The following is a 24,786-nucleotide window of genomic DNA, read 5'->3' as shown; positions in this document are numbered from 1 at the left end:
TATAGAGGGAGGAATGGTATGAACGAATGAATGAGATTGAATATTTGGCGGACCGTCTTCTCATGGAAGCGGGGTTGCTTCGCGTCTCGGATATTCATATCGTTCCGCGGAAGAACGATGCGGTAGTGCGTTTTCGCTTAGATGGACTGCTGATGGAAAAAGCAACGCTGACAAAAGAAACATGCGAGCGGCTTATTACCCATTTTAAATTTTTAGCAGGCATGGACATTGGCGAACGCCGTCGTCCGCAAAGCGGAGCAATGGAGACAAACCAGCAAGGGGAAATCATTTCTTTACGCCTTTCCACATTGCCGACATTCTACGATGAAAGCCTCGTCATCCGGCTTCTTCCACAAAGTTTTTTCCTGCCACAGTCACAAATTTCCCTATTTGCCCACTCTACCAACATATTGCTTTCCCTGTTTCAACAGCCGCAAGGATTAATCATTTGTACCGGACCGACCGGATCGGGAAAAACGACGACTTTATATGCCTTGCTGCGGATTTGCCAGGAAAAGTGGCATCGCAATGTCATCACCTTGGAAGATCCGGTCGAAAAGCGGATTGACAATCTATTGCAAGTGCAGATTAACGAAAAAGCGGGAATTACGTATGCGGTTGGCTTGAAAGCCGCGTTGCGCCATGATCCGGATGTTATTATGGTCGGGGAAATCCGCGATGCCGAAACGGCAAAAATTGCGGTGCGCTCTGCCATGACAGGACATTTGATCGTTTCGACGATGCATACGAAAAATGCGGTTGGCGCGATTTACCGTTTGCGTGAATTCGGCATTCCGCTCGAAGATATTGAGCAAACGTTGCTCGCCGTAACGGCGCAGCGGCTTGTTGATTTGCTATGTCCGTTTTGCGGTGAACATTGCATGCCCGTTTGCCGCCAATATCGAAAAGTACGCCGCGTCGCTGTGCATGAACTGCTGTATGGAAGTGCATTATCCGACGCTATTTGCTCCGTGCAAACAGGGAACAAAGTATGCCGTTACTATACGTTGGAAAATATCATTCGCAAAGGGATGGCGCTTGGGTTTTTGCCGGCGCACACTCTCACGGTCGTTAAGGGAGGGGAAAAATGAAAAAACGAAAATGGACGCTACATCAGCAAGGAACGTTTTTAGTGCGGCTAGGAAGCCTGTTAGAAAGAGGGTATTCGCTGTCACAAGCGCTCGAATTTTTAGAGATTCAAGAGCCGCTTTCCCGCCGCCATGATTTGCAGCAATGCCTTTCCCGGCTTCGTTCGGGACTGCCTTTTTACCAATCGCTTGCTTCGCTTCCTTTTCATCACGAAGCAATCGGCTATTTGTTTTTCGCAGAGCAGCACGGAGATTTGCCGCGCGGCATTATTGAAGCGGGAAAAATGCTGATACAGAAGGCAGAATATATGCAAAGGCTGCGCAAAACGAGCAGCTACCCGCTCATGCTGCTGTGTTTTATGGTATTAATGTTGACTGCTGTTGGGCATCTGTTGCTGCCGCGGTTTTCCCAAGTTTCTTCCACTTTATCCTCTTCGCCATCTTCTGCATCCATTGTTTTTATGCACATCGTTTCCATTGTCCCTAATGTGTTTGCTGTTGTTTTTGTTTTATGTATCGTTTGTTTTCTTTTTTATATCGGCTCGTTTCGAAAATGGACGGTCGCTGCCAAGATCCACGCTGCGATGAAAATTCCGCTTCTTCGTTCTTTGGTCAAGCTTTATGTCACCCATCTGTTTGCGCTGCAGCTTGGCCATTTACTGCAGGGAGGAATGTCGATATATGAGGCGCTCCAAGCTTTTGAACGACAAGAATCACTGCCGTTTTTACGAGCGGAAGGAAGAAGGATCAAAGACGAGCTGGCGAAAGGGCTTCCGCTAGATGACGTTATCGGTGTCTGCAACTATTACGAACAAGAGCTGGTGCTCGTGATCCGTCATGGCCAGTCTAATGGGGAATTGGGCAAAGAGTTAAATCATTATGGTGAAATATTGTTTCAGGCGTTCGAGGAACGACTGGAAACGTTGTTGAAATTCATTCAGCCGCTGCTGCTATCTTTTGTTGGTTTGCTTGTCGTTTGCATGTATTTGGCGATTTTGCTGCCGCTGTTTTCCATGATGAATCATTTATAGGAGGGAAGGACAATGAAGAATGAAAAGGGGTTTACGTTAATCGAAATGCTAATCGTATTAATGGTTATTTCTGTCTTATTGTTGATTGTCATTCCAAATATAACCAAACATAACGGAATGATTAACAATAAAGGATGCGCGGCGTTTGTCAATACCGTCCAAGCGCAGGTTAAGGCTTATGAGATGGAGAATAACAAAATTCCTACTGTACAGGAGCTGATCGATGGAAAGTACATTAAGTCCGATAAATGCCCAAACGGCCACTCCATTCAAATTAATAGCGACGGGGAAGTAAGCGAAAGTGGAACGTGATCGCGGGTTTACCTTTACCGAAATGCTTCTCGTTTTATCCGCCGTCACCGTGTTGATGGCGGTTTCACTTCCTTCATTAAGCAGCTTGGTGCGGCAGAAAACAGAAACATATGTCATTACGCAGCTGCGTGATGATTTACTATACGCGCAGCAATATGCGATGACGCATAAAACGCCGGTGGCAGTGACATTTTCGGAAAGCCGCCCCGAGTATCAGATGATGGAAGCGAAAACCGGAAAAATGATTTTCACCCGCACGCTTCCGAATCCATGGGAGTTTCAGATGACGACGCTGACGCTACCGCTTCTCTTTTTGGAAAACGGAAATGTGAATAAAGCGGGAGCGCTTTTATTAAAAGGAAAAGACAGTACCTATAAAATTATATTTTTGCTTGGGAAAGGGAGGTTTTATGTGCAAAAAATGTAGTGGATTTACGTTAATGGAAGCGGTTTTTGCCCTCGCGCTGCTGCTTGCTGTAACAACGGTATTGCTGCCGTTGTTTACGCAAATGGTGATGGAGCGGCAAAATATAGCGCTAAAAGCTAAAGCGCAGCAATTATTGTCTGTCGCCCTGCATGAAGAACATATGAAACCGGAAGCAACGGTAGTAGATGGAAGGACTACGTTTGTCCTTCATTCGTACTATGAAGAAAATGACATGTGGAAAGTGTGCGTGCGCTGGAATGACTATGCAGGTCGTAACGTGGAAAGGTGTGGGTATGGAAAACGATGATTCATGCAAAAAAAGGCTTTACATTTTTAGAAATGATTGCCGTATTATCTATCGTTTTATTGGTCACCTCGCTGTTGCCGTTTTTGTTCGATGCCCGTTTATTTACCTATGATAATGTGAACGGATTTCACCGTACGGAGTGGCACATTTTCCTGCAGCAACTGCACGGGGAGCTGAACGAATCGAAACGATGGAAAAGCAGCGGGACGGTGTTATATTTAGAAAAGTTTACAGGGGAGCAAGTCAGTTTTGATCTATACAAATCGACCATCCGCCGGCAAGTAAACGGAACCGGCAACGAAACGGCATTGCAGTCTGTAAAGAGTGTCGCCTATACCTCGACAAATAACGGAATTTTTCTTCGTGTAATGGCGACGGACGGAAAAACGTATGAAGCATTTCTTTCCCGACTTTTTTAGCAAGGTGGCGGTGTGCATGCGCAAGCAGAGTGGTGTCATTTTTCCGCTGACGGTCGTGGTTTCGTTTTTCTTTCTTCTTATGCTTGCTCACGTTCTCGCGCTGTATGAGGTAGAAATGGAAACGATGAAGTATGAGCAACAATCTTCTGAAGTGGAGTCTGTTATGCAAATGGCTGTCTTTGACATCAAAAAACAGCTGGCCTCCTTTTCTGATTTACAGCCGGGAAATGAAGGGACATTTTTGTACCCGATTGGAAAAGCGGATTATCAGTGGAAAAGGATAGATGAAACGACCATCCATGCAACGGTTTCCGCCTATTCCAGCGGAGGAATCCGCTATAACGCCACTTTTCTCGTGCTGCTTCCGTCGCTCGATATTATCGAGTGGACGGAGAATGACGAATCATGATTAAAAAATGACAGCAATGGAAAGGATAATATAAAAAGGGGGGTGGCATCGATGGCGGCAAACGATTATGTAAAGTTTGTCACCCAACAATTGGTCGCTTATATGGATTTGCCGAAGGAAGAGCGAAAAAAGAAACGAATGCAACGAAAACAAGAAAAACCGCCGCTAGCGTATCACTGGTTTGGGATGATTCCCCTTTCCCTTCGCCTCCTGTTTCGGCGTCATTCTTAAAGGAGCGCTCTCGTATAGAGGGACGCTCCTTTTTTTTACATAAAAACCGTTAAGAACGAGGAAGCAAATAAAATATTCCTCCGTTAATGACGGAAACGATAATGCGCGGCTTGTACTGCTGTTCCAGCGCCTCTTTTTCAATATAATAACATTCCGGCTTCTCTTCGATTCCTTCATAAAAGTGGTCAAGAAGCGCCAAGTCTTCCTTCCAGCGTTCTTTTGCTTTTTCCGCCCATGTATGATCGTCCGCGGCAATGCGGCTGCGAATATATTGTTCTAAACGACCAATCCCGCTTTTCGGTTTGATGAGCGGCGAAATCGTAAAACAGTAATCAGGAATTTTCGGCGTGAGCTTCCGTTTTTGCAGCCGCTCATGAAATGATTCGATAATGGTCCCGCCAATTAAGTGCAAACCGAGCGATAAAATTTGATCTTTTTTGCGATCGCATTGATACGAAATTTTTACATTCAAGCCAAGCCAGGGATGGAGCGGAACGTGTTTGTGCTGGAAAGCATCGGGTTCTTCATAAAGACGGATGAAGCTGCCGCGTTTTTGCGCAGAGCGGAAAATTTGATGCAATCGCGGTGAGCCGAAATGCAGCCGCTCCCCCTGCAGAGTTTTTGTCTTTTCCGTTGGTTTTGTAATCAGCGTCAGCTGCATCGGTTGCGGCGTGCCGCCAGTCCGTTCGATATAGTGCCAATAAAACGGCCGGTTCATTAACTCTTTGTCCATTTCGACCGTCAGCTGCACTGTCATATATTCGTCGTTCGCTTCAAGAATTGCGCATTCATTAGCGCGGAAATACCGCTCGACAAAGTGACGTATTTCATGTTGCTGCATACTGCTCTCCTCCTTTGGCAAGCTGGTCGGCTAATTCAATCATGGCTGTGATATTTTCCATTTTGATTTTCATTTCTCCTTCGCTTCTAGAGTGAACTAACGCATCTTGCAAATAACGCTCCAAGTTGGCAAAGTTCATTTTCGCCAAGATGTCGTCGAGTTCGCCGATGACCCGCTCAAACAGGCGGATTTTTTCATATAGGAGCGTTAAAATATGTTCTTCGACCGTGTTTTTAACTGCGAAATTATAAATATAGACGTCGTCCGTCTGGCCGAGGCGATGAACGCGGCCAATCCGCTGTTCAAGCCGCATCGGGTTCCAAGGCAGGTCATAGTTAATGACATGGCGGCAAAACTGCAAGTTGATTCCTTCCCCGCCCGCCTCGGTGGCGATAAAAACTTGGGCATGGTTTTTAAACAGCTCTTTCATCCAATCTTTTTTTCCGCGTTTAAAGCCGCCGCGAAACGGGACGGAAGAGATGCCGTGCTGCTTTAAAAACCATTGCAAATACAGCTGGGTTGCCCGGTATTCAGTAAAAATAATGACTTTGTCATTAATGGAGCGAATCAGCTCCAGCGCTTTTTCCGCTTTCGAATTGGTGGTGACGGCATTGATTTTTTCCATCAGTTTATGGAACGAATCCGGAACATCGCCTTCGTATTTGTCCATCATATTTTTGACGGTGAGAAACAGGGCTTCCCGGCTGCTGCACGCCTCCCTTAGCATCGTGATAAGGGAAAATTGACTGCCAAATAACAATTCCCCATCATGCTTTAATGCTTGCACCGCCTCATACAATTCACGTTCTTCTTTTGTAAATTCGATGAGCACCGGCTCTACATGGCGTTTCGACCATTCGATGCCGGTATCGGCGCGGCGATTGCGGATCATGACTTTATTGACTAGCGCTTTTAAATGTTCGTTGGTTTGCAGGGAGCGCGTTTTGCCGTACGTTTTTGCGAAATATTCGGCATTCCCTAAATGGCCGGGCTTCAGCAAAGAAACAAGGTTGAAAATCTCCTCGATCCGATTTTGAATCGGGGTGGCGGTCAGCAATAAACAAAACTTCTTTTTTAAATTTTGTACGAATTCATAGTTTTTGGTTTTGTTATTTTTCAGCTTATGCGCCTCATCAATGATGACCATGTCGTATTGCTGTTTGTAAATGATTTCGCGGTGCGGGCTTTTTTTGGCGGTGTCGAGCGAGGAGACGACGACATCGCATTGTTCCCATACATAGCTTTTTTTCTGCTGCACGGCGGGAATAAAGAACTTTTCATTCAATTCTTTCACCCATTGCGATACGAGGGAGGCGGGAACGAGAATGAGCACCTTCTTTACCAGCCCGCGGATCATATATTCTTTTAAAATTAGTCCAGCTTCAATCGTTTTGCCGAGTCCGACTTCATCGGCAAGGATCGCTTTTCCGTTCATATTCTCGACGACCTGTCTTGCGACTTCGAGCTGATGCGGAAGCGGCGTTAAGTGCGGCAAATGCTTTGGCGCCTGCAGACCGTCAAATTCAGGCACGCTTAAATGCATAGCCGCCTCCAATGCGAGCTGGTACATTTCCCAGCTCGCCCATGGACCATCTTTTTCAAACCGCTCGATAAATTCTTCCTTCCACGTCTCATCCATTTCAATGTCTAGCATCACATTCATCTCCTTCCCTTACTACGAATATTTATTTTTTTGTTTATGTAAACATCCCAGTAATTACTAACGTTTATTATTTATTAATATTTAAAAGTTCGTTTATTTTGTTATTGCCCTTCTCTGTTTGTTAATGGTAGTATAAAGTTAGAAAGTTAAAAGTTATTTTTCGATTTTTACCTTCATTAGTTTGCCCGTTTTCTTGAAAATTATATATGCGGCGGATGAGAACAAGGGGAGAGACTACGTGATGTAGCGCCGAAGGAGCAAGCGGAAACGCGAATCTCTCAGGCAAAAAGACTCTTGTTTGACGCAGCTCTGGAGAGCGTTCACCACCGGTGAACCACCCAAGAGGAAACCTATTTTAAATAGGGAAACTTTCAGGTGCCAGGACAGAGCCCACCACTCATGATGATGAGGGGGGAGTCTGTCCTTTTTGCGTTGATGGAAAAACGAGGAGGGAACAAAATGTTAAAACGCACGCCGCTATTTCCTGTTTACGAGCGCTATGGCGCAAAAACGATCGATTTTGGCGGATGGGAACTTCCTGTCCAATTTACGAGCATTAAAGAAGAGCATGAAGCAGTGCGCACACGCGCAGGTCTATTCGATGTATCGCATATGGGCGAGTTGGTCGTCAAAGGGAGAGACAGCCTTGCGTTTTTGCAAAAAATGATGACGAACGATGTTGCGAAATTGACAGACGGCCGTGCGCAATATACGTTAATGTGCTATGAAGACGGCGGTACCGTTGATGATTTATTAATTTATAAAAAAGCGGACGAGGAATATCTTCTTGTTGTAAATGCCGCAAATATAGAGAAAGATTTTGCCTGGTTGAATAAGCACGCATTTGGCGGCGTGCAGTTAGAAAACGTTTCAGCGGAAATTGCCCAGCTTGCGCTGCAGGGACCGCTTGCGGAACAAGTGCTGCAAAAATTAATCAATCTGGATTTATCCGCACTCAAGTTTTTTGCGTTTCAAGATAATGTCGACCTCCAAGGAGTGAAAGCGCTTATTTCCCGCACCGGCTATACGGGGGAAGACGGATTTGAAATTTATTGCCGCGCTGAAGATGCGATCGCCCTTTGGGAAGCGATTTTAGAAGCGGGAAAAGAAGAAGGCGTTATTCCGTGCGGGCTTGGTGCGCGCGATACGCTTCGTTTTGAAGCGGCATTGCCGCTTTACGGCCAAGAGTTGTCAAAAGATATTACGCCAATCGAGGCAGGACTTGGATTTGCGGTGAAAACGAATAAAGAAATAGATTTTATCGGAAAAGATGTGTTGAAAAAACAAAAAGAAGAGGGAACCGCGCGAAAACTGGTCGGTATTGAAATGATTGACAAAGGCATTCCGCGCCACGGCTATAAAGTATTTGCCAAGGGGGAAGAAATCGGCTTTATTACGACAGGAACGCAATCGCCGACGTTAAAGAAAAATATCGGCTTGGCGCTGGTGAAAACGGAATTTGCCGGACTTGGCAGCAAAGTAGAAGTGGAAATCCGCAACAAACGCCTAAAAGCAAAAGTCATTGCGACGCCGTTTTATAAGCGGGCAAAGTAATAGAAAAGGGGAGAATGAAACGTGCTGCATCGATATTTGCCGATGACGGAAGAAGATAAGAAGGAAATGTTAAAAGTAATTGGCGTTGACTCGATTGACGATTTGTTTGCCGATATTCCGGAAAGCGTGCGCTTCCGCGGCGAGTTAAATATAAAAAAAGCGAAGTCGGAGCCGGAGTTGTTCAAAGAATTGGCCGGACTTGCCGCGAAGAACGCCGATGCGAAAAAATACGTCTCCTTTTTAGGAGCGGGAGTGTATGACCATTATATTCCGGCCATTGTCGACCATGTTATTTCCCGTTCTGAGTTTTATACGGCATATACCCCGTATCAGCCGGAAATTTCGCAAGGCGAGCTACAGGCGATTTTTGAATTTCAAACGATGATCTGCGAGCTGACCGGCATGGACGTGGCTAACTCGTCGATGTATGACGGCGGAACGGCGCTGGCGGAAGCGATGCTGTTAAGCGCTGCGCACACGAAACGGAAAAAAATATTGCTGTCGAAAGCCGTTCATCCGGAATATCGCGATGTCGTGAAAACGTATGCGAAAGGACAGCGTCTTGAGGTGGTTGAAATTCCGTTTGCAGGCGGCATTACTGATTTAGAAGCGCTAAAGTCGGAAATGGCTGGCGATGTAGCTTGCGTCATCGTCCAATATCCGAACTTTTTCGGACAAATTGAACCGCTAAAAGACATTGAGCCGATTGTGCACGCTGAAAAAAGCATGTTTGTTGTTGCCAGCAATCCGCTCGCGCTTGGCGTGCTCACCCCGCCGGGACAGTTTGACGCCGACATTGTCGTCGGTGATGTGCAGCCGTTTGGCATTCCGATGCAATTTGGCGGACCGCATTGCGGCTATTTTGCCGTCAAAGCGGCGCTGATGCGGAAAATTCCGGGCCGGCTTGTCGGGCAGACGACCGATGAAGAAGGACGAAGAGGGTTCGTATTGACGCTACAGGCGCGCGAGCAGCACATTCGCCGCGATAAGGCGACGTCCAACATTTGCTCGAACCAGGCGCTAAACGCGCTTGCTGCATCGGTGGCGATGACGGCGCTCGGCAAAAAAGGCGTTAAAGAAATGGCGACGATGAACATTCAAAAAGCGCAGTATGCGAAAAATGAATTGGCAAAACGCGGCTTTGCCGTGCCGTTTACCGGTCCGTTCTTTAACGAATTTGTCATCCGCCTGTCTAAACAGGTGGGAGAAGTCAACAAACATCTTTTGACAAAAGGCATCATCGGCGGATACGACCTCGGCCGCGACTATCCGGAATTGGCGAACCATATGCTTATCGCTGTCACGGAATTGCGGACAAAAGAGGAAATCGACACGCTTGTGAAAGAATTGGGGGATTGCCATGCATAAAGATCAGCCGCTTATTTTTGAAATCAGCAAACCAGGACGCATCGGGTACAGCTTGCCGGAATTGGACGTTCCGGCGGTCGATATCGGCGAAATCGTGCCGGCAGATTATATACGCATGCAAGAACCGGAGCTTCCGGAAGTATCGGAACTCGATATTATGCGCCATTACACGGCTTTATCGAAACGAAACCATGGCGTCGATTCCGGTTTTTACCCACTCGGCTCATGCACGATGAAATACAATCCGAAAATCAATGAAAACGTCGCCCGCTTGGCAGGGTTTGTCCATATCCACCCGCTCCAGCCGGAAGAAACGGTGCAGGGCGCGCTTGAATTAATGTACGACCTGCAGGAGCATTTAAAGGAAATTACCGGCATGGACGCCGTGACATTGCAGCCGGCCGCAGGCGCCCACGGCGAATGGACGGGGCTGATGATGATTCGCGCCTATCATGAGGCAAACGGTGATTTCCAGCGGACGAAAGTAATCGTTCCTGACTCGGCCCACGGCACCAATCCGGCTTCGGCGACAGTCGCTGGCTTTGACACGGTGACGGTCAAGTCGACAGAGGATGGGCTTGTCGATTTGGAAGATTTAAAACGGGTCGTCGGTCCGGATACAGCAGCATTGATGCTGACAAACCCGAACACGCTCGGCTTGTTTGAAGAAAACATTTTAGAAATGGCGAATATCGTTCACGAAGCCGGCGGAAAGCTGTATTATGATGGAGCGAACTTAAACGCGGTGTTAAGCAAAGCAAGGCCGGGGGACATGGGTTTTGATGTCGTCCATCTCAACTTGCATAAAACGTTTACCGGTCCGCACGGCGGCGGCGGTCCAGGCTCCGGCCCAGTCGGGGTCAAAGCCGACCTTATTCCGTTTTTGCCGAAGCCGGTCGTGGAAAAAGGAGAAAGCGGCTATTATCTCGATTATGACCGCCCGCAGTCCATCGGCCGTGTGAAGCCGTTTTACGGCAACTTCGGCATTAACGTCCGCGCCTACACATATATTCGTTCGATGGGACCGGACGGGCTGAAAGCGGTCACCGAATACGCGGTATTAAACGCCAACTACATGATGCGCCGTCTCGCAGAATATTATGATTTGCCGTATGACCGCCATTGCAAGCATGAATTTGTGTTGTCGGGCAAACGGCAAAAGAAACTCGGCGTCCGCACGCTTGATATCGCGAAGCGTTTGCTAGATTTCGGCTTCCATCCGCCGACGGTTTATTTCCCGCTTATTGTCGAGGAATGCATGATGATCGAGCCGACGGAAACGGAATCGAAAGAAACGCTCGATGCGTTTATCGACGCGATGATTCAAATCGCCAAAGAAGCGGAAGAAAATCCGGAAATCGTACAAGAGGCGCCGCATACAACCGTTGTCAAACGCCTCGACGAAACGACAGCGGCGCGCAAGCCGATTTTGCGCTACCAAAAACAATAAAGCGAATGCTGCAGGCGATTCATTCTGCTGGGAATGGATCGCTTGTTTTTGTATATTAATGATAAACAGAAAAATGAGAAAATAAATGAAGGAAGTGAAAAGATGCTCATCGGTTACATACAGGAAATCATGCGTTATCCTGTCAAATCGTTTCAAGGAGAAAGTGTACAAAAAACGAGAGTAATGAATTATGGGCTGTACGGTGATCGAAGCCATGCATTTTTGGATGAAACGAGGCCGGGAAAGTTTTTAACGATTACGCAATTTCCGGAAATGATCCAGTACCGCCCGAAATTTATCGGTGAAGAAAGTTTAGAGGAATATCCGGCTGTAGAAATCATTGCTCCAGACGGAACCTGCTATCAATGGGGCGATAAAGAACTGATAAAAGAAATCGAAAGAAAATCAAACCGGAAAGTCTCCCTCATTCGTTATACTCCTGATCACGTTCCTTTTGGGGCAATTGAAGAAGAACATATTCAATTAGTAACGGACGCTTCTGTACAAAAGCTGGAGGAAATATGGGGAAAACCGGTAGATTATCGGCGATTTCGGCCGAATTTATTGCTGTCATTAGTTCATAAAGCTCCTTTTATCGAAGAAACGTGGTTTGGCCGCCGACTGAAAATTGGACAAGAGGTAGAAATTCAGCTAAAAAGGCATTGCGAACGGTGCATGATTATCACCGTTGAACCGGAAACAGGAGAAAAGGATCCTTCACTATTAAGAACGGTCGTTCAACATCGAAATAATTATTTTGGCGTTTATGCTTCTGTCATCAAGACGGGAGAAATTCATGTCGGCGACGAAGTGCATCTTTTAGATTAATGAAAGTAATGCTTCATAACTTCAAACAGATAGTTTCTTTCTCTGCAAAGAAGATAAATTCATCTGTTTTTTATTGACATAAAAACTATGTTAGTTTAGTATATAAACTAACATTATGAAACAGAAGCAGTAAGTCGTTTTTATTTTGCACATCACAGAGGAAAGAAAAAGATAAAATATAGAAGACTGGGGAACACCGATTTAGTAGGGAGTGGAATCAGCTTTGGCCGTGGGCGATCGGCGGATCGTGGAAAAAATAAACGATAAAGGATTGCTGCGTGCGTTTGCATATGTCATGGATCACGGGATAAATTTTTTTAATACAGCCGATATCGATGATATTGGCTAGAGGCTCATCCGCCTATTTGCGCGGCATGCTAAAAAAGTTTGCAGAAGGAATGGCTGTATATGGTGCGAACAGGAAATATAGGACTCGTCAAAAAAATCAATAAACATATCGTATTAAAGCTGATTCGTGAAAAAAATAATATTTCACGGGCGGAGATCGCCAAAATCACCGGATTAAACAAGGCGACGGTATCAGCGTTAGTCGATGAATTAATTTCCGAACATTTTGTCAGCGAAAGCGGAATTGGCGTTTCCACCGGCGGCCGCCGGCCGCTCATGCTCCGCTTTAACGAAGCGGCTGGCTCATTAATTGGCATAGAGTTAGGGGTCAACTACATTTATGCTGTGTTAACTGACTTAAACGCTGAGATTATTTGGGAAAAGATGTGCCATTTCCGCGCCAATGAAAAGCAGGAAGCAATCATTGAAAAAATGATCGCGATGATTCACGAAGCCATTCGCCATGCGCCAACGACTCCGTATGGAATAATGGGCATCGGCATTGGCGTGCCGGGGATTGTGAATACAGAGGAAGGACTTGTCATATTTGCCCCAAACCTTCATTGGGATCATGTTGCTCTTGCTTCCATTCTTCAAAAGCAATGGCCAAATTATCCGATTATTATCGAAAACGAAGCAAAGCTGGCGGCGCTTGGCGAGAAATGGTTTGGCGCCGGCAAAGAGTTTGCGAATTTTGTATATGTCAGCGCCGGAATCGGGATCGGCGCCGGAGTCATCATTCACAACCAGCTATACCGCGGGATTGATGGCATTGCCGGCGAAATCGGCCATCATGTCATTGACATTCACGGCGTTCGCTGCAACTGCGGCAATAACGGATGCTGGGAGATGTACGCATCAGAAAAGTATATTCAGCGCCGGCTCGAGCAAGAACATCATCATTCCATGCTAGAAGACTTTTCCATAGAAAAAGTGCGCGCATTGGCTGAACGCGGCGACAAGCAAATGGCGCAAATATTGGCGGAGGCCGGCCGCTACCTGGGAATTGGCATTTTACATATCATTTATGCGTATAACCCGGAAGCCGTCATCGTTGGCAGTACGATTGGCAAGGCGGGCAAATGGGTGCTGGAGCCGGCACGGGATGAAGTCGAAAAAAGGATATTGGTAAAAAACGGGAACGGCCCGTTCATTATTCCATCGCAGTTATTGGAAAAAAGCTGTGCGATCGGCGCTGTGGCTTCCGTATTAGAAAAAGTAGTGATGCCTTCGGAGTTAGAAGTCATTTCCTAGCAGTCTAAACCAGGTGCCCTAAAAGTTTTTTGGGACACCTTATTTTTGTATCATAAATTCTTCACTTTGGCAGAAAGTAAAGAGGTGCCTGCTGTTTTCTTTATATGACAACGAGAAAAAAGGATAGATGAAAGCAGTTTATGGCTTCCATCTATCCTTTCTAACGATCATTAAGCTTTTTTCTTAATTTTCCCTGTCCACGTTTTAAAACCGCCTTTTAAATGGTACAAATCGCGGTAGCCTTTGCGGTACAGCATTTGCGCGGCGCGGCCGCTGCGCAGCCCGTTTTGGCAATATAAGTAAATTGGCTGATCTTTTCGCAGCTCTTTCATGCGCATGCGTAGTTGGGTCAAAGGAATATTGCGCGCCCCTAAAATATGTCCAGCCGCAAACTCATCCGGTTCGCGGACGTCAATTAATTGTGCTTTGCGATAACCGGCGCGGAATTCTTCTTCCGTCAACGCTTTCACCATTTTTCGCTGCATCAAGTAGGTGACGACCGAATAAATGACAATCGCGCCGAGAATGATCAATAGTACTTTCACAAGCCAGTCCTCCTTTTTGTACATTCGCTAACATCTATTATATAAAGGTTGCTATTTGGAAGCAAAGCATTTTCATAGCAACGCCATGAAAGGAAAGAGGAACTTTTTTCACGATATAGCGTTTTTCTTTCCATGTTCCGTTTTGTTTGCTAAACTAGTAAACGCGAACTTAAAAAAAGAAGGGTTGAAAGATGGCAAAAGAAGTATGGCGCTTTATTGATTCGGGCTATTGTTCCCCATCGTTTAATATGGCGCTTGATGAAGCGCTGCTCGATTGGCATAGCGAAGGAAAAATTCCGCCGACAATTCGTTTTTACGGCTGGAATCCGCCGACGCTATCGATCGGTTACTTTCAAAAAGTCGAAAAGGAAATTGATTTAGAAGCGGTAAAACGCCATGGCCTCGGATTTGTGAGACGGCCGACAGGAGGACGCGGCGTTCTCCATGATAAAGAGCTGACGTACAGCGTGATTGTTTCCGAGGAGCATCCAGATATGCCAAAAACGGTAACCGAGGCGTATCGGGTGATTTCGCAAGGAATTTTAGAAGGATTTCGTTTTCTCGGCTTAAATGCCTATTTTGCCGTGCCAAGAACGGAAGAGGAAAAAGCCGATTTAAGAAGCCCAAGATCCGCCGTCTGTTTTGATGCGCCGTCATGGTACGAGCTCGTCGTCGAAGGCCGCAAAATTGCCGGCAGCGCACAGACTCGGCAAAAAGGGGTTATTTTGCAGCACGGCTCGATTTTGCTTGACTTAGATGAAGATTTGCTTTTCAGTTTGTTTAAATATCCAAACGAACGGGTAAAAGAGCGCCTGCAGCGAAATTTTAAAAACAAGGCGGTGGCGATTAACGAATTGACCGACCGCAAGATTACGATCGAAGAAGCGAAAGAAGCGTTTTATAAAGGATTTGAGAAAGGGCTCAATATCGTGCTGGAACCGTATACGTTATCGCCGGAAGAGCTCGAATATGTTCATAAGTTGGCGCGTACGAAATATGAAAGCGATGAATGGAATTTCAAACGCTGATTGGCAACATGGAAAATCATTCATTTATCGGCAAAAAAGGCGGGATTTTTCCGTTTCTCTCCCTTTTTCGCCGTTTTCTATTGTTTTTTTTATTTGACAAAATGAAAAACAGTTGACCTAAACACAATATATAGTATGTTTTTTAGTAAAAACCATACTATATATTGTTTTTTTATGGTTAATATGGTAAGGTAGAAAAGACAGAACATGCAGGCAGAAAAGTGATGAAGAAATAGAAAGAAGAGGAGAGATTGAAGAATGACGGTCGCGTCTTCAGAAAAAATGAAAATTGATATCGAAAAGCTGAATGAGGATATTCGCCTTTTTCCACAAGTGCATCCGATTACGGAGGACATGAAAATTACGCATAAAGGTGTTTCTCGTTTAGTGATGTTGGATCGCTACTCATTTAAAGATACGGAAAAATTAACGCTGGGAGTCGGCGATTTTGTCGTATTGACGATTAAAGAAGATCCGAAATTTCCGGCTCGCGGCTTGGGGTTTATCGTCGATATCGATTGGGAGACGAAAAAAGCGAAAGTGCTCGTTGAGGAAGAATATCGGCACGTGCTTGAAGGAGAAGAAGCAGAGACGGGAATCGTCGTCCGCTCGCTTGATGTGATCGACAAACCGCTCGAAATCTTTTATGAACAAATTGCCAAACGCAATGCGACAGGTTTGGCGGCGGTGGAAAAAACGGAGGAAAAACGGAAAGAGTGGTTTGAAAAGTTTTATCAAGAACTTGTCAGCTTAAACTTTGTGCCGGCGGGACGCGTATTGTACGGCGCTGGGTCTGGCAAAGAGGTAACGTATTTTAACTGCTATGTCATGCCGTTTATAAAAGATTCGCGTGAAGGGATTTCCGAGCATCGCAAACAAGTGATGGAGATTATGAGCCGCGGCGGCGGCGTCGGCACGAACGGTTCGACATTGCGTCCGCGCAACACGCTGGCGCGCGGGGTAAACGGCAAATCGTCCGGGTCGGTCTCCTGGCTTGATGATATTGCGAAATTGACCCACCTGGTTGAACAAGGTGGCTCCCGCCGTGGCGCGCAGATGATCATGCTTGCTGACTGGCATCCGGACATTATCGAATTTATCGTATCGAAAATGCAAAATCCGCGCATTTTGCGCTACTTGATTGAAAATATGGAAGACGAAGGCATTAAAAAAGCGGCACAAGACAAATTGAAATTCACGCCGCTTACCGAGCGGGAACGCGCGATGTACCAGGCCATCGTTAACTACAAAAACGTTCCGGGTTACGGCGGCTTCAGTGAAGAAATTATTAAAGAAGCCGAAGAAAAATTACGGACAGGCGGGACATACACGGTACATAACCCGGACTTTTTAACGGGCGCCAACATTTCCGTCTGCCTGACGAAAGAGTTTATGGAAGCCGTCGAAAAAGATGAAGAGTACGAACTGCGCTTCCCGGATGTTGAAACGTATTCCGAAGAAGAAATGCGGATTTACAATGAAAAATGGCACGAAGTCGGCGATGTGCGTGAATGGGAGAAAATGGGATACCGCGTGCGCGTGTACCGCAAAATTCGCGCCCGCGAGCTTTGGAAGCTGATTAATATTTGCGCAACGTACTCCGCGGAACCAGGCATTTTCTTTATCGATAACGCCAACGAAATGACAAACGCCCGCGCGTACGGTCAAAAAGTGGTTGCGACCAACCCGTGTGGTGAATAATCGCCTCACGTAAAAAACTGCGGAATTAAGCGGGGAGGCTGAGATGCTAACCCGAACCGAAGGCTGAGCCTAAAAACTCAGTCAGGGGCAACGCATAGGTGGTGAACCTGCGAAAGCAGAATATAATCCACCCACGAGGCCGCAGCATTGCACACGCTTATGAAAAATGTGTGCAATGAAGATGTATGCTGAGCTAACGGGAAATGAACCGTTAGAACTAGGGGATAAAAAGCCCCTAGGGTAACATAACTGGAACAACCTCTCGCACCATATTCCGTCTGCAACCTGGCCGCCATTAACTTAGCGAATATGGTCGATAAAGAAAAGAAAGTCGTCGACTATGAAAAATTAAAACGCACCGTCGAAATCGGCGTAAGAATGCAGGACAACGTCATTGACGCAACACCGTATTTCCTGGAAGAAAACAAAAAACAAGCGCTCGGGGAGCGCCGCATCGGCCTTGGCGTCATGGGATTGGCTGATTTGCTTATTTATTGCGAAAAAGAATACGGTTCCGAAGAAGGGAACAAGCTGGTCGATGAATTGTTCAAAACGATTGCGACGACCGCTTACCGGGCGTCGATTGAACTGGCCAAAGAAAAAGGCAGTTTCCCGTTCCTTGTCGGGGAAACGGAAGAGGAAACGCAAAAACTGCGGGAAGCGTTTATTAACACCGGCTATATGAAACGGATGCCGGAAGATATTCGTCAAGACATTTTAAAATACGGCATTCGCAATTCGCATTTGCTGACTGTGGCTCCGACAGGATCCACTGGGACGATGGTCGGGGTTTCTACAGGACTTGAACCATATTTTTCCTTTTCTTACTATCGGAGCGGCCGCCTCGGCAAGTTTATTGAGGTGAAAGCCGATATCGTTCAAGAGTATTTAGACAAGCATCCAGAAGCGGATCCGAACAACTTGCCGCACTGGTTTGTGACCGCGATGGACCTATCGCCGGAAGCGCATGCCGATGTGCAATGCATCATTCAGCGTTGGGTCGACTCGAGTCTATCGAAAACGGTGAATGCGCCGAAAGGATATACCGTTGAGCAAGTGCAAAAGGTATACGAACGTTTATGGCGCGGCGGCGCAAAAGGCGGCACGGTCTATGTGGACGGAAGCCGCGATGCGCAAGTATTGACGCTGAAAGCAGAAGAAAATACGCTCGAAGAGCAGCTCGAACTGCTTCCGGAAGAGGGAGAGGATAAAGAAACAAAACGCGCCGTTGTTCTCGTCGATACGATTCAAGACTTACGCGCGACTGATGTAACGATCGGCTCTGAAGTCGGCAACATTTGTCCCGTTTGCCGCGAGGGTACGGTCGAAGAAATCGGCGGCTGCAACACGTGCACGAGCTGCGGTGCGCAGCTAAAATGCGGGCTGTAAGCAAAATTAAGTAGAGAAAGCTGGCTTCAACCATGAGGCCGGCTTTTTTTCATTCATGAAAGCATGGAAAAGAAAATATAGTAATATAAGGCGTAATTACTGACTAAGGGGGATAACAATGCTGATCCATGTTGTGCAGCGAGGGGAAACGCTTTGGGCGATTGCCCAACGCTACAGGGTGCCGCTTGACCAGGTCGTCGCGGCCAATGGGCTGAAAGATGCTAACCGTCTCGCGGTCGGTCAGGCGCTCGTCATTCCGGTTCCGTATCGCTATCATACCGTTCGTCCGGGAGAAACATTATGGGCTATCGCCAGACGATACGGCGTTTCGTTGGATGCGATTGTTCAGGCCAACCGAATCAGCAACCCTTCCGTCCTTTATCCAGGAACGGTTCTTTTTATTCCGCCTAGGACCCATACGGTGCAGCGGGGGGAAACGTTGTCGCAAATCGCCGCGCGATATGGGACGACCGTGCAAGACATCCTGAGAGTCAATCGGATTGCTGATCCGAATGTGATTTCCCCTGGCATGGTATTAACGATTCCTCATTCTAAGCCGATCATTGAAGTGAATGCGTTTACGATTGATCCAGGGGAAAAAGGAGCGCAGCAAGTCCGGGAAGTAGGCCGCCATTTAACGTACGCATCTGCGTTTGCGTACACGATCAGAGCAGATGGCGGACTCGATCCGTTCAATGATTCGGCCATCATTCAGGCAGCAACGGCAGAAAGGGTCGTTCCGATGATGGCGATCACCAATTTTACGTATAAAGATCCGGGGTCAAGATTGGCTCAGACGGTCCTTTCCAATACACAGTTGCAAAACCGGCTGCTTGACAATGTTGTCCGTACGATGCGGGAAAAAGGATATCGCGGGTTGAACATTGATTTTGAAAATGTCTATCCTTCTGATCGTGAGCGGTATAATCAATTTTTGCAGCGCGCTGTGGAGCGGCTTCATCGGGAAGGATACTTTGTTTCGACTTCTCTCGCCCCAAAAACAAGCGGGGAGCAAAAAGGACTGTTATATGAGGCTCATGACTACCCGGCACATGGGAGAATTGTCGACTTTGTCGTGCTGATGACGTATGAATGGGGATACCGGCTCGGGCCGCCGCAGGCGATTTCCCCGATTCATCAAATTAGAAGAGTGCTCGATTACGCGGTCAGCGTGATACCAAGAAACAAAATTTTTATGGGGTTTCAAATTTACGCGCGCGACTGGGTGCTTCCGCATGTACAAGGGCAAGAGGCGGAAACGTTCAGTCCGCAGGAAGCAGTAGAACGCGCCATTCGTTATGGAGCAACGATTCAATACGATCCAATCGCCGCATCGCCGTTTTACCGCTATGTCGACAGCCAAGGGCGGGCGCATGAAGTTTGGTTTGAGGATGCCCGCAGCGCCCAGGCGAAATTTGAGTTGGTGAAAGAATATCAGCTAAGGGGAATTAGCTATTGGGTGCTTGGTTATTCTTACCCGGAAAATTGGGTATTATTAGAAGATAATTTTCGCGTTCGTAAGTTATGATAAATGGCTTTTTCAGGCGAGGTGCGTGTAAGCGGGCTACTCCGGCAGCACGCGCTTTTTTGTTTGAAATATTCCGTTTTCCTTTTTTGACTGTGAAGGATGGACGATGGAAGAAATGCTCGAGGCAACCTATGATATTTATACGAAAGAGAAGGGGAAGTCGGCCATCCATATACCATTGCTAGAGGAATTAGAAAAAGAGAGGAGAAGACAAAGATGTCGTTAGAGGTTATTTCTGAACGGTTTCGCCGTTTTGCTATTCGTGAATGCCGAGACTCTAGTGAACTATATGAACAGTTGGCATTAAATATCGCCGAAGATGACGAACTATTGCGCCTTGCTTCAGCCGCTCGAAGCGGTCAGCCGATTCCGAACTTGTTATTTGGTGCGGTACACTATTTATTGCTTAAAGGATATAGGCATGAGCTGCGTGAATTTTATGGAAGTATAGTTGATCAGCCGCGAAACCCGCAACACGCTTTCCCTTATTTCCGTGATTTCTGTATCCACTATCAAGAAGACATTACAGCGATGTTGACAAGTAAACTTGTGCAGACGAATGAGGTTCGGCGTTGCGCGTATTTATATCCTAGTTTTTGTTTTATTTATAATATAGCCAAAAAGCCTCTATCGCTCATTGAAATTGGCACAAGCGCCGGTTTGCAGCTGGCGTGGGACAAGTACCGATATGATTACGGTTTGCACGAGACATACGGAAACCCGCATTCCAATGTTGTGATTACCTCCGAAATTCGCGGAGAGCGTTTGCCATTTTTGCTGCCGAAAAGTCCTCCTGCTTATGATTCGCCAATCGGCAAGATAACAGTGATCGCCGTTCCATTTCCTTTGCTGTTTACATTTCTATGGCACATGATGCATGAGCCCTAATCCACTTCCGCCTGAACGGTCCGCTTTATAGAATCGTTTAAACGTGCGCATTGTGAAAGATGAACAAAGGTTTTGCTATATAGTTGCAAGGCAACATCAATACGATATTTTTCCATTTTCCGTTCATACTAACGGTGGGTGAGTATGAATGGAAATGAGGTGAACGGATGAAACCTTTTGTTCCGCAGCTTGTTTATTTTGAGCCAGAAGCGCTTTCATATCCACTTGGAAAAGAATTGAAAGAGAAATTTGAAAACATGAACATTGAAATTCGCGAAACGACGTCACACAATCAAGTGCGCGGCATTCCAGGAGAAAATGAATTGCAGCGCTATCGGAACGCAAAATCCACGCTTGTCGTGGGGGTGAGGCGGACGCTGAAATTTGATACATCAAAGCCATCAGCGGAATATGCGATTCCGCTGGCAACTGGCTGTATGGGCCATTGTCATTATTGTTATTTGCAAACGACTTTAGGAAGCAAACCGTACATTCGTGTCTATGTCAACTTGGACGATATTTTTGCGCAAGCAGAAAGGTATATTAACGAACGAGCCCCGCAAATTACCCGCTTTGAGGCAGCTTGTACGTCCGATATTGTCGGTATTGACCATCTGACCCACTCGCTTAAAAAAGCAATTGAATTTATTGGCGCGACCGAATATGGACGCTTGCGTTTTGTCACGAAATATGAGCATGTGGATCATTTACTTGATGCGAAACATAACGGAAAAACTCGCTTTCGCTTCAGCGTGAATTCCCGCTATGTCATTAAAAACTTTGAACCGGGCACGTCATCGTTCGAGGCGAGGATCGAAGCGGCGCGCAAAGTGGCGAACGCGGGATATAAACTTGGATTTGTCATTGCGCCGATTTATATGCACGAAGGCTGGGAAGAAGGGTATTTGGAGCTGTTTAAACGTTTGTCCGAACAGCTCCAAGGTGTTGATTTGTCTGACTTGACGTTTGAATTGATTCAACATCGTTTTACGAAGCCGGCTAAGGCGGTGATCCAAAGACGTTATCCAAAAACCAAGCTCGATCTTGATGAAAGCAAACGCAAGTATAAATGGGGGAGGTACGGAATCGGCAAATACGTGTACCCGGATGATGATGCCCAGCGGCTGGAGATGACAATGCGCCGCTATATCGCCGAATTTTTCCCGGAAGCAGCGGTGCAATATTTTACGTAATCCTTGTCATTTTGCGCCTCCATGATATAATAATACTGATTGCTATTTTTTTCTTACAATGGTTTACGGGAGGGGACAGAAATTGCCGACACCAAGCATGGAAGATTATATTGAACAAATATATATTTTAATTGAAGAAAAAGGATATGCCCGCGTATCTGATATCGCAGAGGCATTGTCCGTACATCCCTCCTCGGTGACAAAAATGGTGCAAAAATTGGACAAGGATGAATATTTGGTTTATGAAAAATACCGCGGTTTAGTGTTGACGGCGAAAGGTAAGAAAATCGGCAAGCGGCTTGTATATCGCCACGAACTGCTCGAACAGTTTCTGCGCATTATCGGCGTGGATGAGGAAAATATTTATCGCGACGTCGAGGGAATTGAACATCACTTAAGCTGGAATGCAATCGACCGCATCGGCGATTTAGTGCAATATTTTCAGGAAGATCCAAACCGCATTGAGACGCTTCGAAACATTCAAAAACGTAATGAACAGGCAGAAGAGTAAGAGAGAATCTTACTCTTTTTTTATTGCTGTACTAAATCGAGGTTCTCTCTCTTACATATATACAAACGGCAAGTAAGGGGGAGACAAGGTTGGACATTGACATCGTATTTTCCGGAGGTGGAATAAAAGGATTTGCGTTCCTTGGCGCTTATGAAGCGATTGAAGCCAAAGGACTGCGATGGAGACGGCTTGCTGGGACGAGCGCGGGGGCGCTCATTGCCACGTTGATTGCCGCGGGTTACACAAGCAAGGAAATGATTGACTTGTTGGATGGATTGGAACTGCAGTATTTTTTGGATGAGCGGAAATGTCTTTTGCCATTTCCTGTATGGAAATGGGTGCGAATTTATTGGCGAATGGGATTGTATAAAGGCGAAGCATTGGAGCAATGGTTGGAAGGGGTATTAGCGGCACGGGGCATAAAAACGTTTGCTGATTTGCCAAAAGAAAGTTTATATCTTGTTGCATCGGATGTAACAAATGGACGAATGCTAATTTTGCCGGATGATTTGCCGCAATACGGGATGGATCCGTCATCGTTTTCTGTCGCAAAGGCGGTGCGGATGAGCATTAGCATTCCGTACTTTTTCGAACCGGTCAAACTGCAGACGAAGAAAGGAAAATATATTATCGTCGACGGAGGCGTGCTTAGCAACTTCCCTCTATTTTTATTCGATGAAGAAAAAAAGGTAAAAAAACGGCCTGTCCTTGGCATACAGTTAAGCGCAAAGCTGGCGGAAAGGCCAAAGCGGAAAATTAACAATGCGATTGATTTATATGAAGCGCTGTTTGTCGCCATGAAAGAAGCTCATGATGCCCGTTACATCTCACGGCGCCATGAAAAAAATATTGTCTTTCTCCCCGTCGAAAACGTTTTATCCACGGAATTTTCCGTCACCCCTGATACGAGAGACCGCTTAATTCAATATGGAAGAGAAAGAACGGAACAATTTTTAAAAACATGGCCATAATGAAACAGGAGGCGAGCACGACGGCTTCACCCGGCATCGTGTTGCTGTATTTGTTCTATGCCGCAGAAAACAAAGGCGAAAATAAAAAAGAATCAAGCTAGAAAGACGCTCGATTCTTTTTTTTGCCTTTTTTTCCGTCGATGACCGTTAAATGGGTCGTTGTCGCCCGTTTTCTCGACGGCCGTTTCATTTTTAAATGCGCATGGTTTGTTTTTTGCTTTCTCACCGCTTGGGGATGGAGTTTTTTCGATTGACGCACCGCTTTTAAATAGGCAAGATGGTCTTTGTTTGTACGGCGTTTATAGATAAAGTGATAGAAAACGGATATTGCTGCGATGACAAGCATGACGAACACGATTTTGCGAAATAGAGCAGTTGGATGTGCGAAAAGCGTGTATAGGATGCCGAACACTCCGAGAAAAAGGGTAATCCCGACAAGCGGATGAATGGTACCGCGCCGCAATGAGTCCACCCCCTTACATGTTACTGGACAGCTTTTGTTTCCATTTCGATGTTTTCTTCTAAGCGGAGCAGCTCTTGGAAGGAAGCAATTGCCACTTCCACTTGGTCATCGGTCGGCTCTTTGGTTGTCAAAAGCTGCAGCCATAACCCCGGATAGCCGAGCCAGCGTAAAACGGGGATATCCCTCAATTTATTTGTAAACTGTAACACCTCAAATGAAACACCAAGCACGACCGGAATGAGGGCGATCCGGTTAACGACTCTTAGCCAAAGCGGATCTGTCGGCACAAACATATAGACAAAGATGCCGACGATGACGGTGAATAGAATAAAGCTGCTGCCGCAACGGTAGTGAAGCCGTGATGAACGCTGAACATTTTCCACCGTAAGCGGCAGTCCCGCTTCATAGGCGTTGATGACTTTATGTTCTGCGCCATGATATTGGAAAACGCGTTTAATAAGCGGCGTCATCGAAATAAAGTAAATGTACGCGAGAAGCAAAGCGAGCTTAAATGCTCCCTCGATCAAAATTTGTGCCATTTTCCCCGGAAACAGCGGCTTAAAGCATGCTGCTAAAAAGACGGGAACGAGCGTAAAAATCGTTTTGGCAAACAGAAAGGACAACACGCCGACGACCGCCACACCAAGAACGAGAGAAAGTTTGGACGAATCCGCTTTCGCTGTTTGCAATGCTTCCTCTTCACCTGGATCGAGATCATAGCGTTCGCTAGCAAACTGCAAATGTTTTGCTCCATTTGCGCTCGCTTCAATAATCGCGACGATGCCGCGAACAAACGGAATTTTTTTGAGAAACGCGAGCGTCGGATTTGCCTGGCGCGGCAAACGAAAGTATTCAATGGTATGATCTTTGCGGCGAACGGCAGTGACAGAATGGGTTTTTCCAGCAAACATGACCCCTTCGATTACTGCTTGACCGCCGTACATTGGTTTTGCGGTTTTTTCCATTGCTGACACCAACCTATTCTTTATCTTTATTATTTTATTCTACAAAAAACGTCTAGAAACCTCTAGGTTGATGT

General features: G+C 46.3%; 23 protein-coding genes, 3 pseudogenes and 1 riboswitch. Of the genes and pseudogenes, 21 read left to right on the top strand and 5 right to left on the bottom strand.

Features of this window, described 5'->3' with window-relative positions; translation table 11 throughout:
• Window positions 1-26: 26 nt before the first annotated feature.
• The 8 genes from comGA to GCA01S_RS07215 are packed head-to-tail and all read left to right on the top strand — an operon-like array spanning window position 27 to window position 4,224.
• A complete protein-coding gene (gene comGA, locus GCA01S_RS07250; protein ID WP_017435101.1) occupies window positions 27-1,091 on the top strand; it encodes a competence type IV pilus ATPase ComGA in 1,065 nt (354 codons plus the stop codon).
• Entirely contained in the window at window positions 1,088-2,119 is a 1,032-nt protein-coding gene (gene comGB, locus GCA01S_RS07245; RefSeq protein WP_042408569.1) for a competence type IV pilus assembly protein ComGB, read from the top strand. The genes comGA and comGB overlap by 4 nt, the downstream gene beginning before the upstream one ends.
• A gap of 12 nt (window positions 2,120-2,131) precedes the next feature.
• Entirely contained in the window at window positions 2,132-2,431 is a 300-nt protein-coding gene (gene comGC / locus GCA01S_RS07240; protein ID WP_042408565.1) for a competence type IV pilus major pilin ComGC, read from the top strand.
• On the top strand, window positions 2,421-2,858 hold the full coding sequence (comGD, locus tag GCA01S_RS07235) for a competence type IV pilus minor pilin ComGD (RefSeq protein WP_081160066.1): 438 nt from the start codon (window positions 2,421-2,423) through the stop codon (window positions 2,856-2,858). Before comGC ends, comGD begins: the two co-directional genes overlap by 11 nt.
• Window positions 2,842-3,165, top strand: a complete 324-nt coding sequence (gene comGE / locus GCA01S_RS07230) for a competence type IV pilus minor pilin ComGE (protein WP_017435169.1) — start codon at window positions 2,842-2,844, stop codon at window positions 3,163-3,165. Before comGD ends, comGE begins: the two co-directional genes overlap by 17 nt.
• Complete coding sequence (gene comGF, locus GCA01S_RS07225) at window positions 3,162-3,584, top strand: competence type IV pilus minor pilin ComGF (protein WP_042408561.1); 423 nt, start codon at window positions 3,162-3,164, stop codon at window positions 3,582-3,584. The genes comGE and comGF overlap by 4 nt, the downstream gene beginning before the upstream one ends.
• Window positions 3,585-3,600: 16 nt before the next feature.
• Window positions 3,601-3,993 (top strand): competence type IV pilus minor pilin ComGG, encoded by a 393-nt coding sequence (comGG, locus tag GCA01S_RS07220; RefSeq protein ID WP_042408558.1) that lies wholly within the window; start codon window positions 3,601-3,603, stop codon window positions 3,991-3,993.
• 51 nt (window positions 3,994-4,044) lie between these two features.
• Window positions 4,045-4,224 (top strand): YqzE family protein, encoded by a 180-nt coding sequence (locus tag GCA01S_RS07215; protein ID WP_017435172.1) that lies wholly within the window; start codon window positions 4,045-4,047, stop codon window positions 4,222-4,224.
• Between the two features lie 49 nt (window positions 4,225-4,273).
• On the opposite strand, the gene GCA01S_RS07210 is transcribed toward GCA01S_RS07215, so the two are convergent.
• Both GCA01S_RS07210 and GCA01S_RS07205 read right to left on the bottom strand, forming a co-directional pair.
• Window positions 4,274-5,065 carry a YqhG family protein gene (locus GCA01S_RS07210; RefSeq protein WP_042408556.1) on the bottom strand — a complete coding sequence of 264 codons (792 nt, stop codon included), beginning with the start codon at window positions 5,063-5,065 and terminating at the stop codon, window positions 4,274-4,276.
• On the bottom strand, window positions 5,052-6,722 hold the full coding sequence (locus tag GCA01S_RS07205; protein WP_033313715.1) for a DEAD/DEAH box helicase: 1,671 nt from the start codon (window positions 6,720-6,722) through the stop codon (window positions 5,052-5,054). Before GCA01S_RS07205 ends, GCA01S_RS07210 begins: the two co-directional genes overlap by 14 nt.
• Before the next feature lie 221 nt (window positions 6,723-6,943).
• A riboswitch (glycine riboswitch) is annotated at window positions 6,944-7,032 on the top strand.
• A gap of 155 nt (window positions 7,033-7,187) precedes the next feature.
• Between GCA01S_RS07205 and gcvT the strand changes: the two genes are divergently transcribed.
• The 5 genes from gcvT (at window position 7,188) to GCA01S_RS07180 (ending at window position 13,530) form a co-directional block, all read left to right on the top strand.
• Complete coding sequence (gcvT, locus tag GCA01S_RS07200; RefSeq protein ID WP_017435175.1) at window positions 7,188-8,282, top strand: glycine cleavage system aminomethyltransferase GcvT; 1,095 nt, start codon at window positions 7,188-7,190, stop codon at window positions 8,280-8,282.
• A 21-nt stretch (window positions 8,283-8,303) separates the two neighbouring features.
• Complete coding sequence (gene gcvPA / locus GCA01S_RS07195; protein WP_042408553.1) at window positions 8,304-9,650, top strand: aminomethyl-transferring glycine dehydrogenase subunit GcvPA; 1,347 nt, start codon at window positions 8,304-8,306, stop codon at window positions 9,648-9,650.
• On the top strand, window positions 9,643-11,100 hold the full coding sequence (gene gcvPB / locus GCA01S_RS07190) for an aminomethyl-transferring glycine dehydrogenase subunit GcvPB (protein WP_017435177.1): 1,458 nt from the start codon (window positions 9,643-9,645) through the stop codon (window positions 11,098-11,100). The genes gcvPA and gcvPB overlap by 8 nt, the downstream gene beginning before the upstream one ends.
• 102 nt (window positions 11,101-11,202) lie before the next feature.
• Window positions 11,203-11,928: an MOSC domain-containing protein gene (locus GCA01S_RS07185; RefSeq protein ID WP_017435178.1), complete on the top strand. Its 726-nt coding sequence runs from the start codon at window positions 11,203-11,205 to the stop codon at window positions 11,926-11,928.
• Between the two features lie 408 nt (window positions 11,929-12,336).
• Entirely contained in the window at window positions 12,337-13,530 is a 1,194-nt protein-coding gene (locus tag GCA01S_RS07180; RefSeq protein WP_042408550.1) for an ROK family transcriptional regulator, read from the top strand.
• 170 nt (window positions 13,531-13,700) lie between these two features.
• On the opposite strand, the gene GCA01S_RS07175 is transcribed toward GCA01S_RS07180, so the two are convergent.
• Window positions 13,701-14,075, bottom strand: coding sequence for a rhodanese-like domain-containing protein (locus GCA01S_RS07175; RefSeq protein ID WP_017435181.1), 375 nt, complete (start codon window positions 14,073-14,075; stop codon window positions 13,701-13,703).
• 191 nt (window positions 14,076-14,266) lie between these two features.
• Between GCA01S_RS07175 and GCA01S_RS07170 the strand changes: the two genes are divergently transcribed.
• The 8 genes and pseudogenes from GCA01S_RS07170 (at window position 14,267) to GCA01S_RS07135 (ending at window position 23,284) form a co-directional block, all read left to right on the top strand.
• Complete coding sequence (locus tag GCA01S_RS07170; RefSeq protein WP_017435182.1) at window positions 14,267-15,103, top strand: lipoate--protein ligase family protein; 837 nt, start codon at window positions 14,267-14,269, stop codon at window positions 15,101-15,103.
• A gap of 258 nt (window positions 15,104-15,361) precedes the next feature.
• Window positions 15,362-16,795: pseudogene (locus GCA01S_RS07165) on the top strand (vitamin B12-dependent ribonucleotide reductase); the annotation flags it as partial.
• 261 nt (window positions 16,796-17,056) lie between these two features.
• A pseudogene (locus tag GCA01S_RS07160) lies at window positions 17,057-18,193 on the top strand (vitamin B12-dependent ribonucleotide reductase); the annotation flags it as partial.
• Between the two features lie 118 nt (window positions 18,194-18,311).
• A complete protein-coding gene (locus GCA01S_RS07155) occupies window positions 18,312-19,721 on the top strand; it encodes a LysM peptidoglycan-binding domain-containing protein (protein ID WP_042408548.1) in 1,410 nt (469 codons plus the stop codon).
• Between the two features lie 216 nt (window positions 19,722-19,937).
• A pseudogene (locus tag GCA01S_RS07150) lies at window positions 19,938-20,525 on the top strand (DUF2332 domain-containing protein); the annotation flags it as partial.
• A 251-nt stretch (window positions 20,526-20,776) separates the two neighbouring features.
• On the top strand, window positions 20,777-21,802 hold the full coding sequence (gene splB, locus GCA01S_RS07145; protein ID WP_017435189.1) for a spore photoproduct lyase: 1,026 nt from the start codon (window positions 20,777-20,779) through the stop codon (window positions 21,800-21,802).
• Between the two features lie 82 nt (window positions 21,803-21,884).
• Window positions 21,885-22,313 (top strand): transcriptional regulator MntR, encoded by a 429-nt coding sequence (gene mntR, locus GCA01S_RS07140; RefSeq protein ID WP_017435190.1) that lies wholly within the window; start codon window positions 21,885-21,887, stop codon window positions 22,311-22,313.
• 89 nt (window positions 22,314-22,402) lie between these two features.
• Entirely contained in the window at window positions 22,403-23,284 is an 882-nt protein-coding gene (locus GCA01S_RS07135) for a patatin-like phospholipase family protein (protein ID WP_042408545.1), read from the top strand.
• A gap of 97 nt (window positions 23,285-23,381) precedes the next feature.
• On the opposite strand, the gene GCA01S_RS07130 is transcribed toward GCA01S_RS07135, so the two are convergent.
• The gene (locus tag GCA01S_RS07130) at window positions 23,382-23,747 is read right to left on the bottom strand and encodes an SA1362 family protein (protein WP_042408542.1); all 366 of its coding nucleotides are present in this window, start codon (window positions 23,745-23,747) and stop codon (window positions 23,382-23,384) included.
• Between the two features lie 20 nt (window positions 23,748-23,767).
• The gene (locus GCA01S_RS07125; RefSeq protein WP_017435194.1) at window positions 23,768-24,712 is read right to left on the bottom strand and encodes a DUF1385 domain-containing protein; all 945 of its coding nucleotides are present in this window, start codon (window positions 24,710-24,712) and stop codon (window positions 23,768-23,770) included.
• Window positions 24,713-24,786 lie beyond the last annotated feature (74 nt).

The sequence above is a fragment of the Parageobacillus caldoxylosilyticus NBRC 107762 genome, assembly GCF_000632715.1.
Taxonomy (GTDB): domain Bacteria; phylum Bacillota; class Bacilli; order Bacillales; family Anoxybacillaceae; genus Saccharococcus; species Saccharococcus caldoxylosilyticus.
This window is presented reverse-complemented; position numbering and strand designations above follow the sequence as displayed.

What these genes read in the sequence shown, in the direction of transcription:
- comGA (WP_017435101.1), top strand. Translation starts at nt 27, where the DNA reads ATGAATGAGATTGAATATTTGGCGGACCGTCTTCTCATGGAAGCGGGG.
- comGB (WP_042408569.1), top strand. Translation starts at nt 1,088, where the DNA reads ATGAAAAAACGAAAATGGACGCTACATCAGCAAGGAACGTTTTTAGTG.
- comGC (WP_042408565.1), top strand. Translation starts at nt 2,132, where the DNA reads ATGAAGAATGAAAAGGGGTTTACGTTAATCGAAATGCTAATCGTATTA.
- comGE (WP_017435169.1), top strand. Translation starts at nt 2,842, where the DNA reads ATGTGCAAAAAATGTAGTGGATTTACGTTAATGGAAGCGGTTTTTGCC.
- comGF (WP_042408561.1), top strand. Translation starts at nt 3,162, where the DNA reads ATGATTCATGCAAAAAAAGGCTTTACATTTTTAGAAATGATTGCCGTA.
- comGG (WP_042408558.1), top strand. Translation starts at nt 3,601, where the DNA reads ATGCGCAAGCAGAGTGGTGTCATTTTTCCGCTGACGGTCGTGGTTTCG.
- GCA01S_RS07215 (WP_017435172.1), top strand. Translation starts at nt 4,045, where the DNA reads ATGGCGGCAAACGATTATGTAAAGTTTGTCACCCAACAATTGGTCGCT.
- GCA01S_RS07210 (WP_042408556.1), bottom strand. Translation starts at nt 5,065, where the DNA reads ATGCAGCAACATGAAATACGTCACTTTGTCGAGCGGTATTTCCGCGCT.
- gcvT (WP_017435175.1), top strand. Translation starts at nt 7,188, where the DNA reads ATGTTAAAACGCACGCCGCTATTTCCTGTTTACGAGCGCTATGGCGCA.
- gcvPB (WP_017435177.1), top strand. Translation starts at nt 9,643, where the DNA reads ATGCATAAAGATCAGCCGCTTATTTTTGAAATCAGCAAACCAGGACGC.
- GCA01S_RS07185 (WP_017435178.1), top strand. Translation starts at nt 11,203, where the DNA reads ATGCTCATCGGTTACATACAGGAAATCATGCGTTATCCTGTCAAATCG.
- GCA01S_RS07180 (WP_042408550.1), top strand. Translation starts at nt 12,337, where the DNA reads ATGGTGCGAACAGGAAATATAGGACTCGTCAAAAAAATCAATAAACAT.
- GCA01S_RS07170 (WP_017435182.1), top strand. Translation starts at nt 14,267, where the DNA reads ATGGCAAAAGAAGTATGGCGCTTTATTGATTCGGGCTATTGTTCCCCA.
- GCA01S_RS07155 (WP_042408548.1), top strand. Translation starts at nt 18,312, where the DNA reads ATGCTGATCCATGTTGTGCAGCGAGGGGAAACGCTTTGGGCGATTGCC.
- splB (WP_017435189.1), top strand. Translation starts at nt 20,777, where the DNA reads ATGAAACCTTTTGTTCCGCAGCTTGTTTATTTTGAGCCAGAAGCGCTT.
- GCA01S_RS07125 (WP_017435194.1), bottom strand. Translation starts at nt 24,712, where the DNA reads ATGGAAAAAACCGCAAAACCAATGTACGGCGGTCAAGCAGTAATCGAA.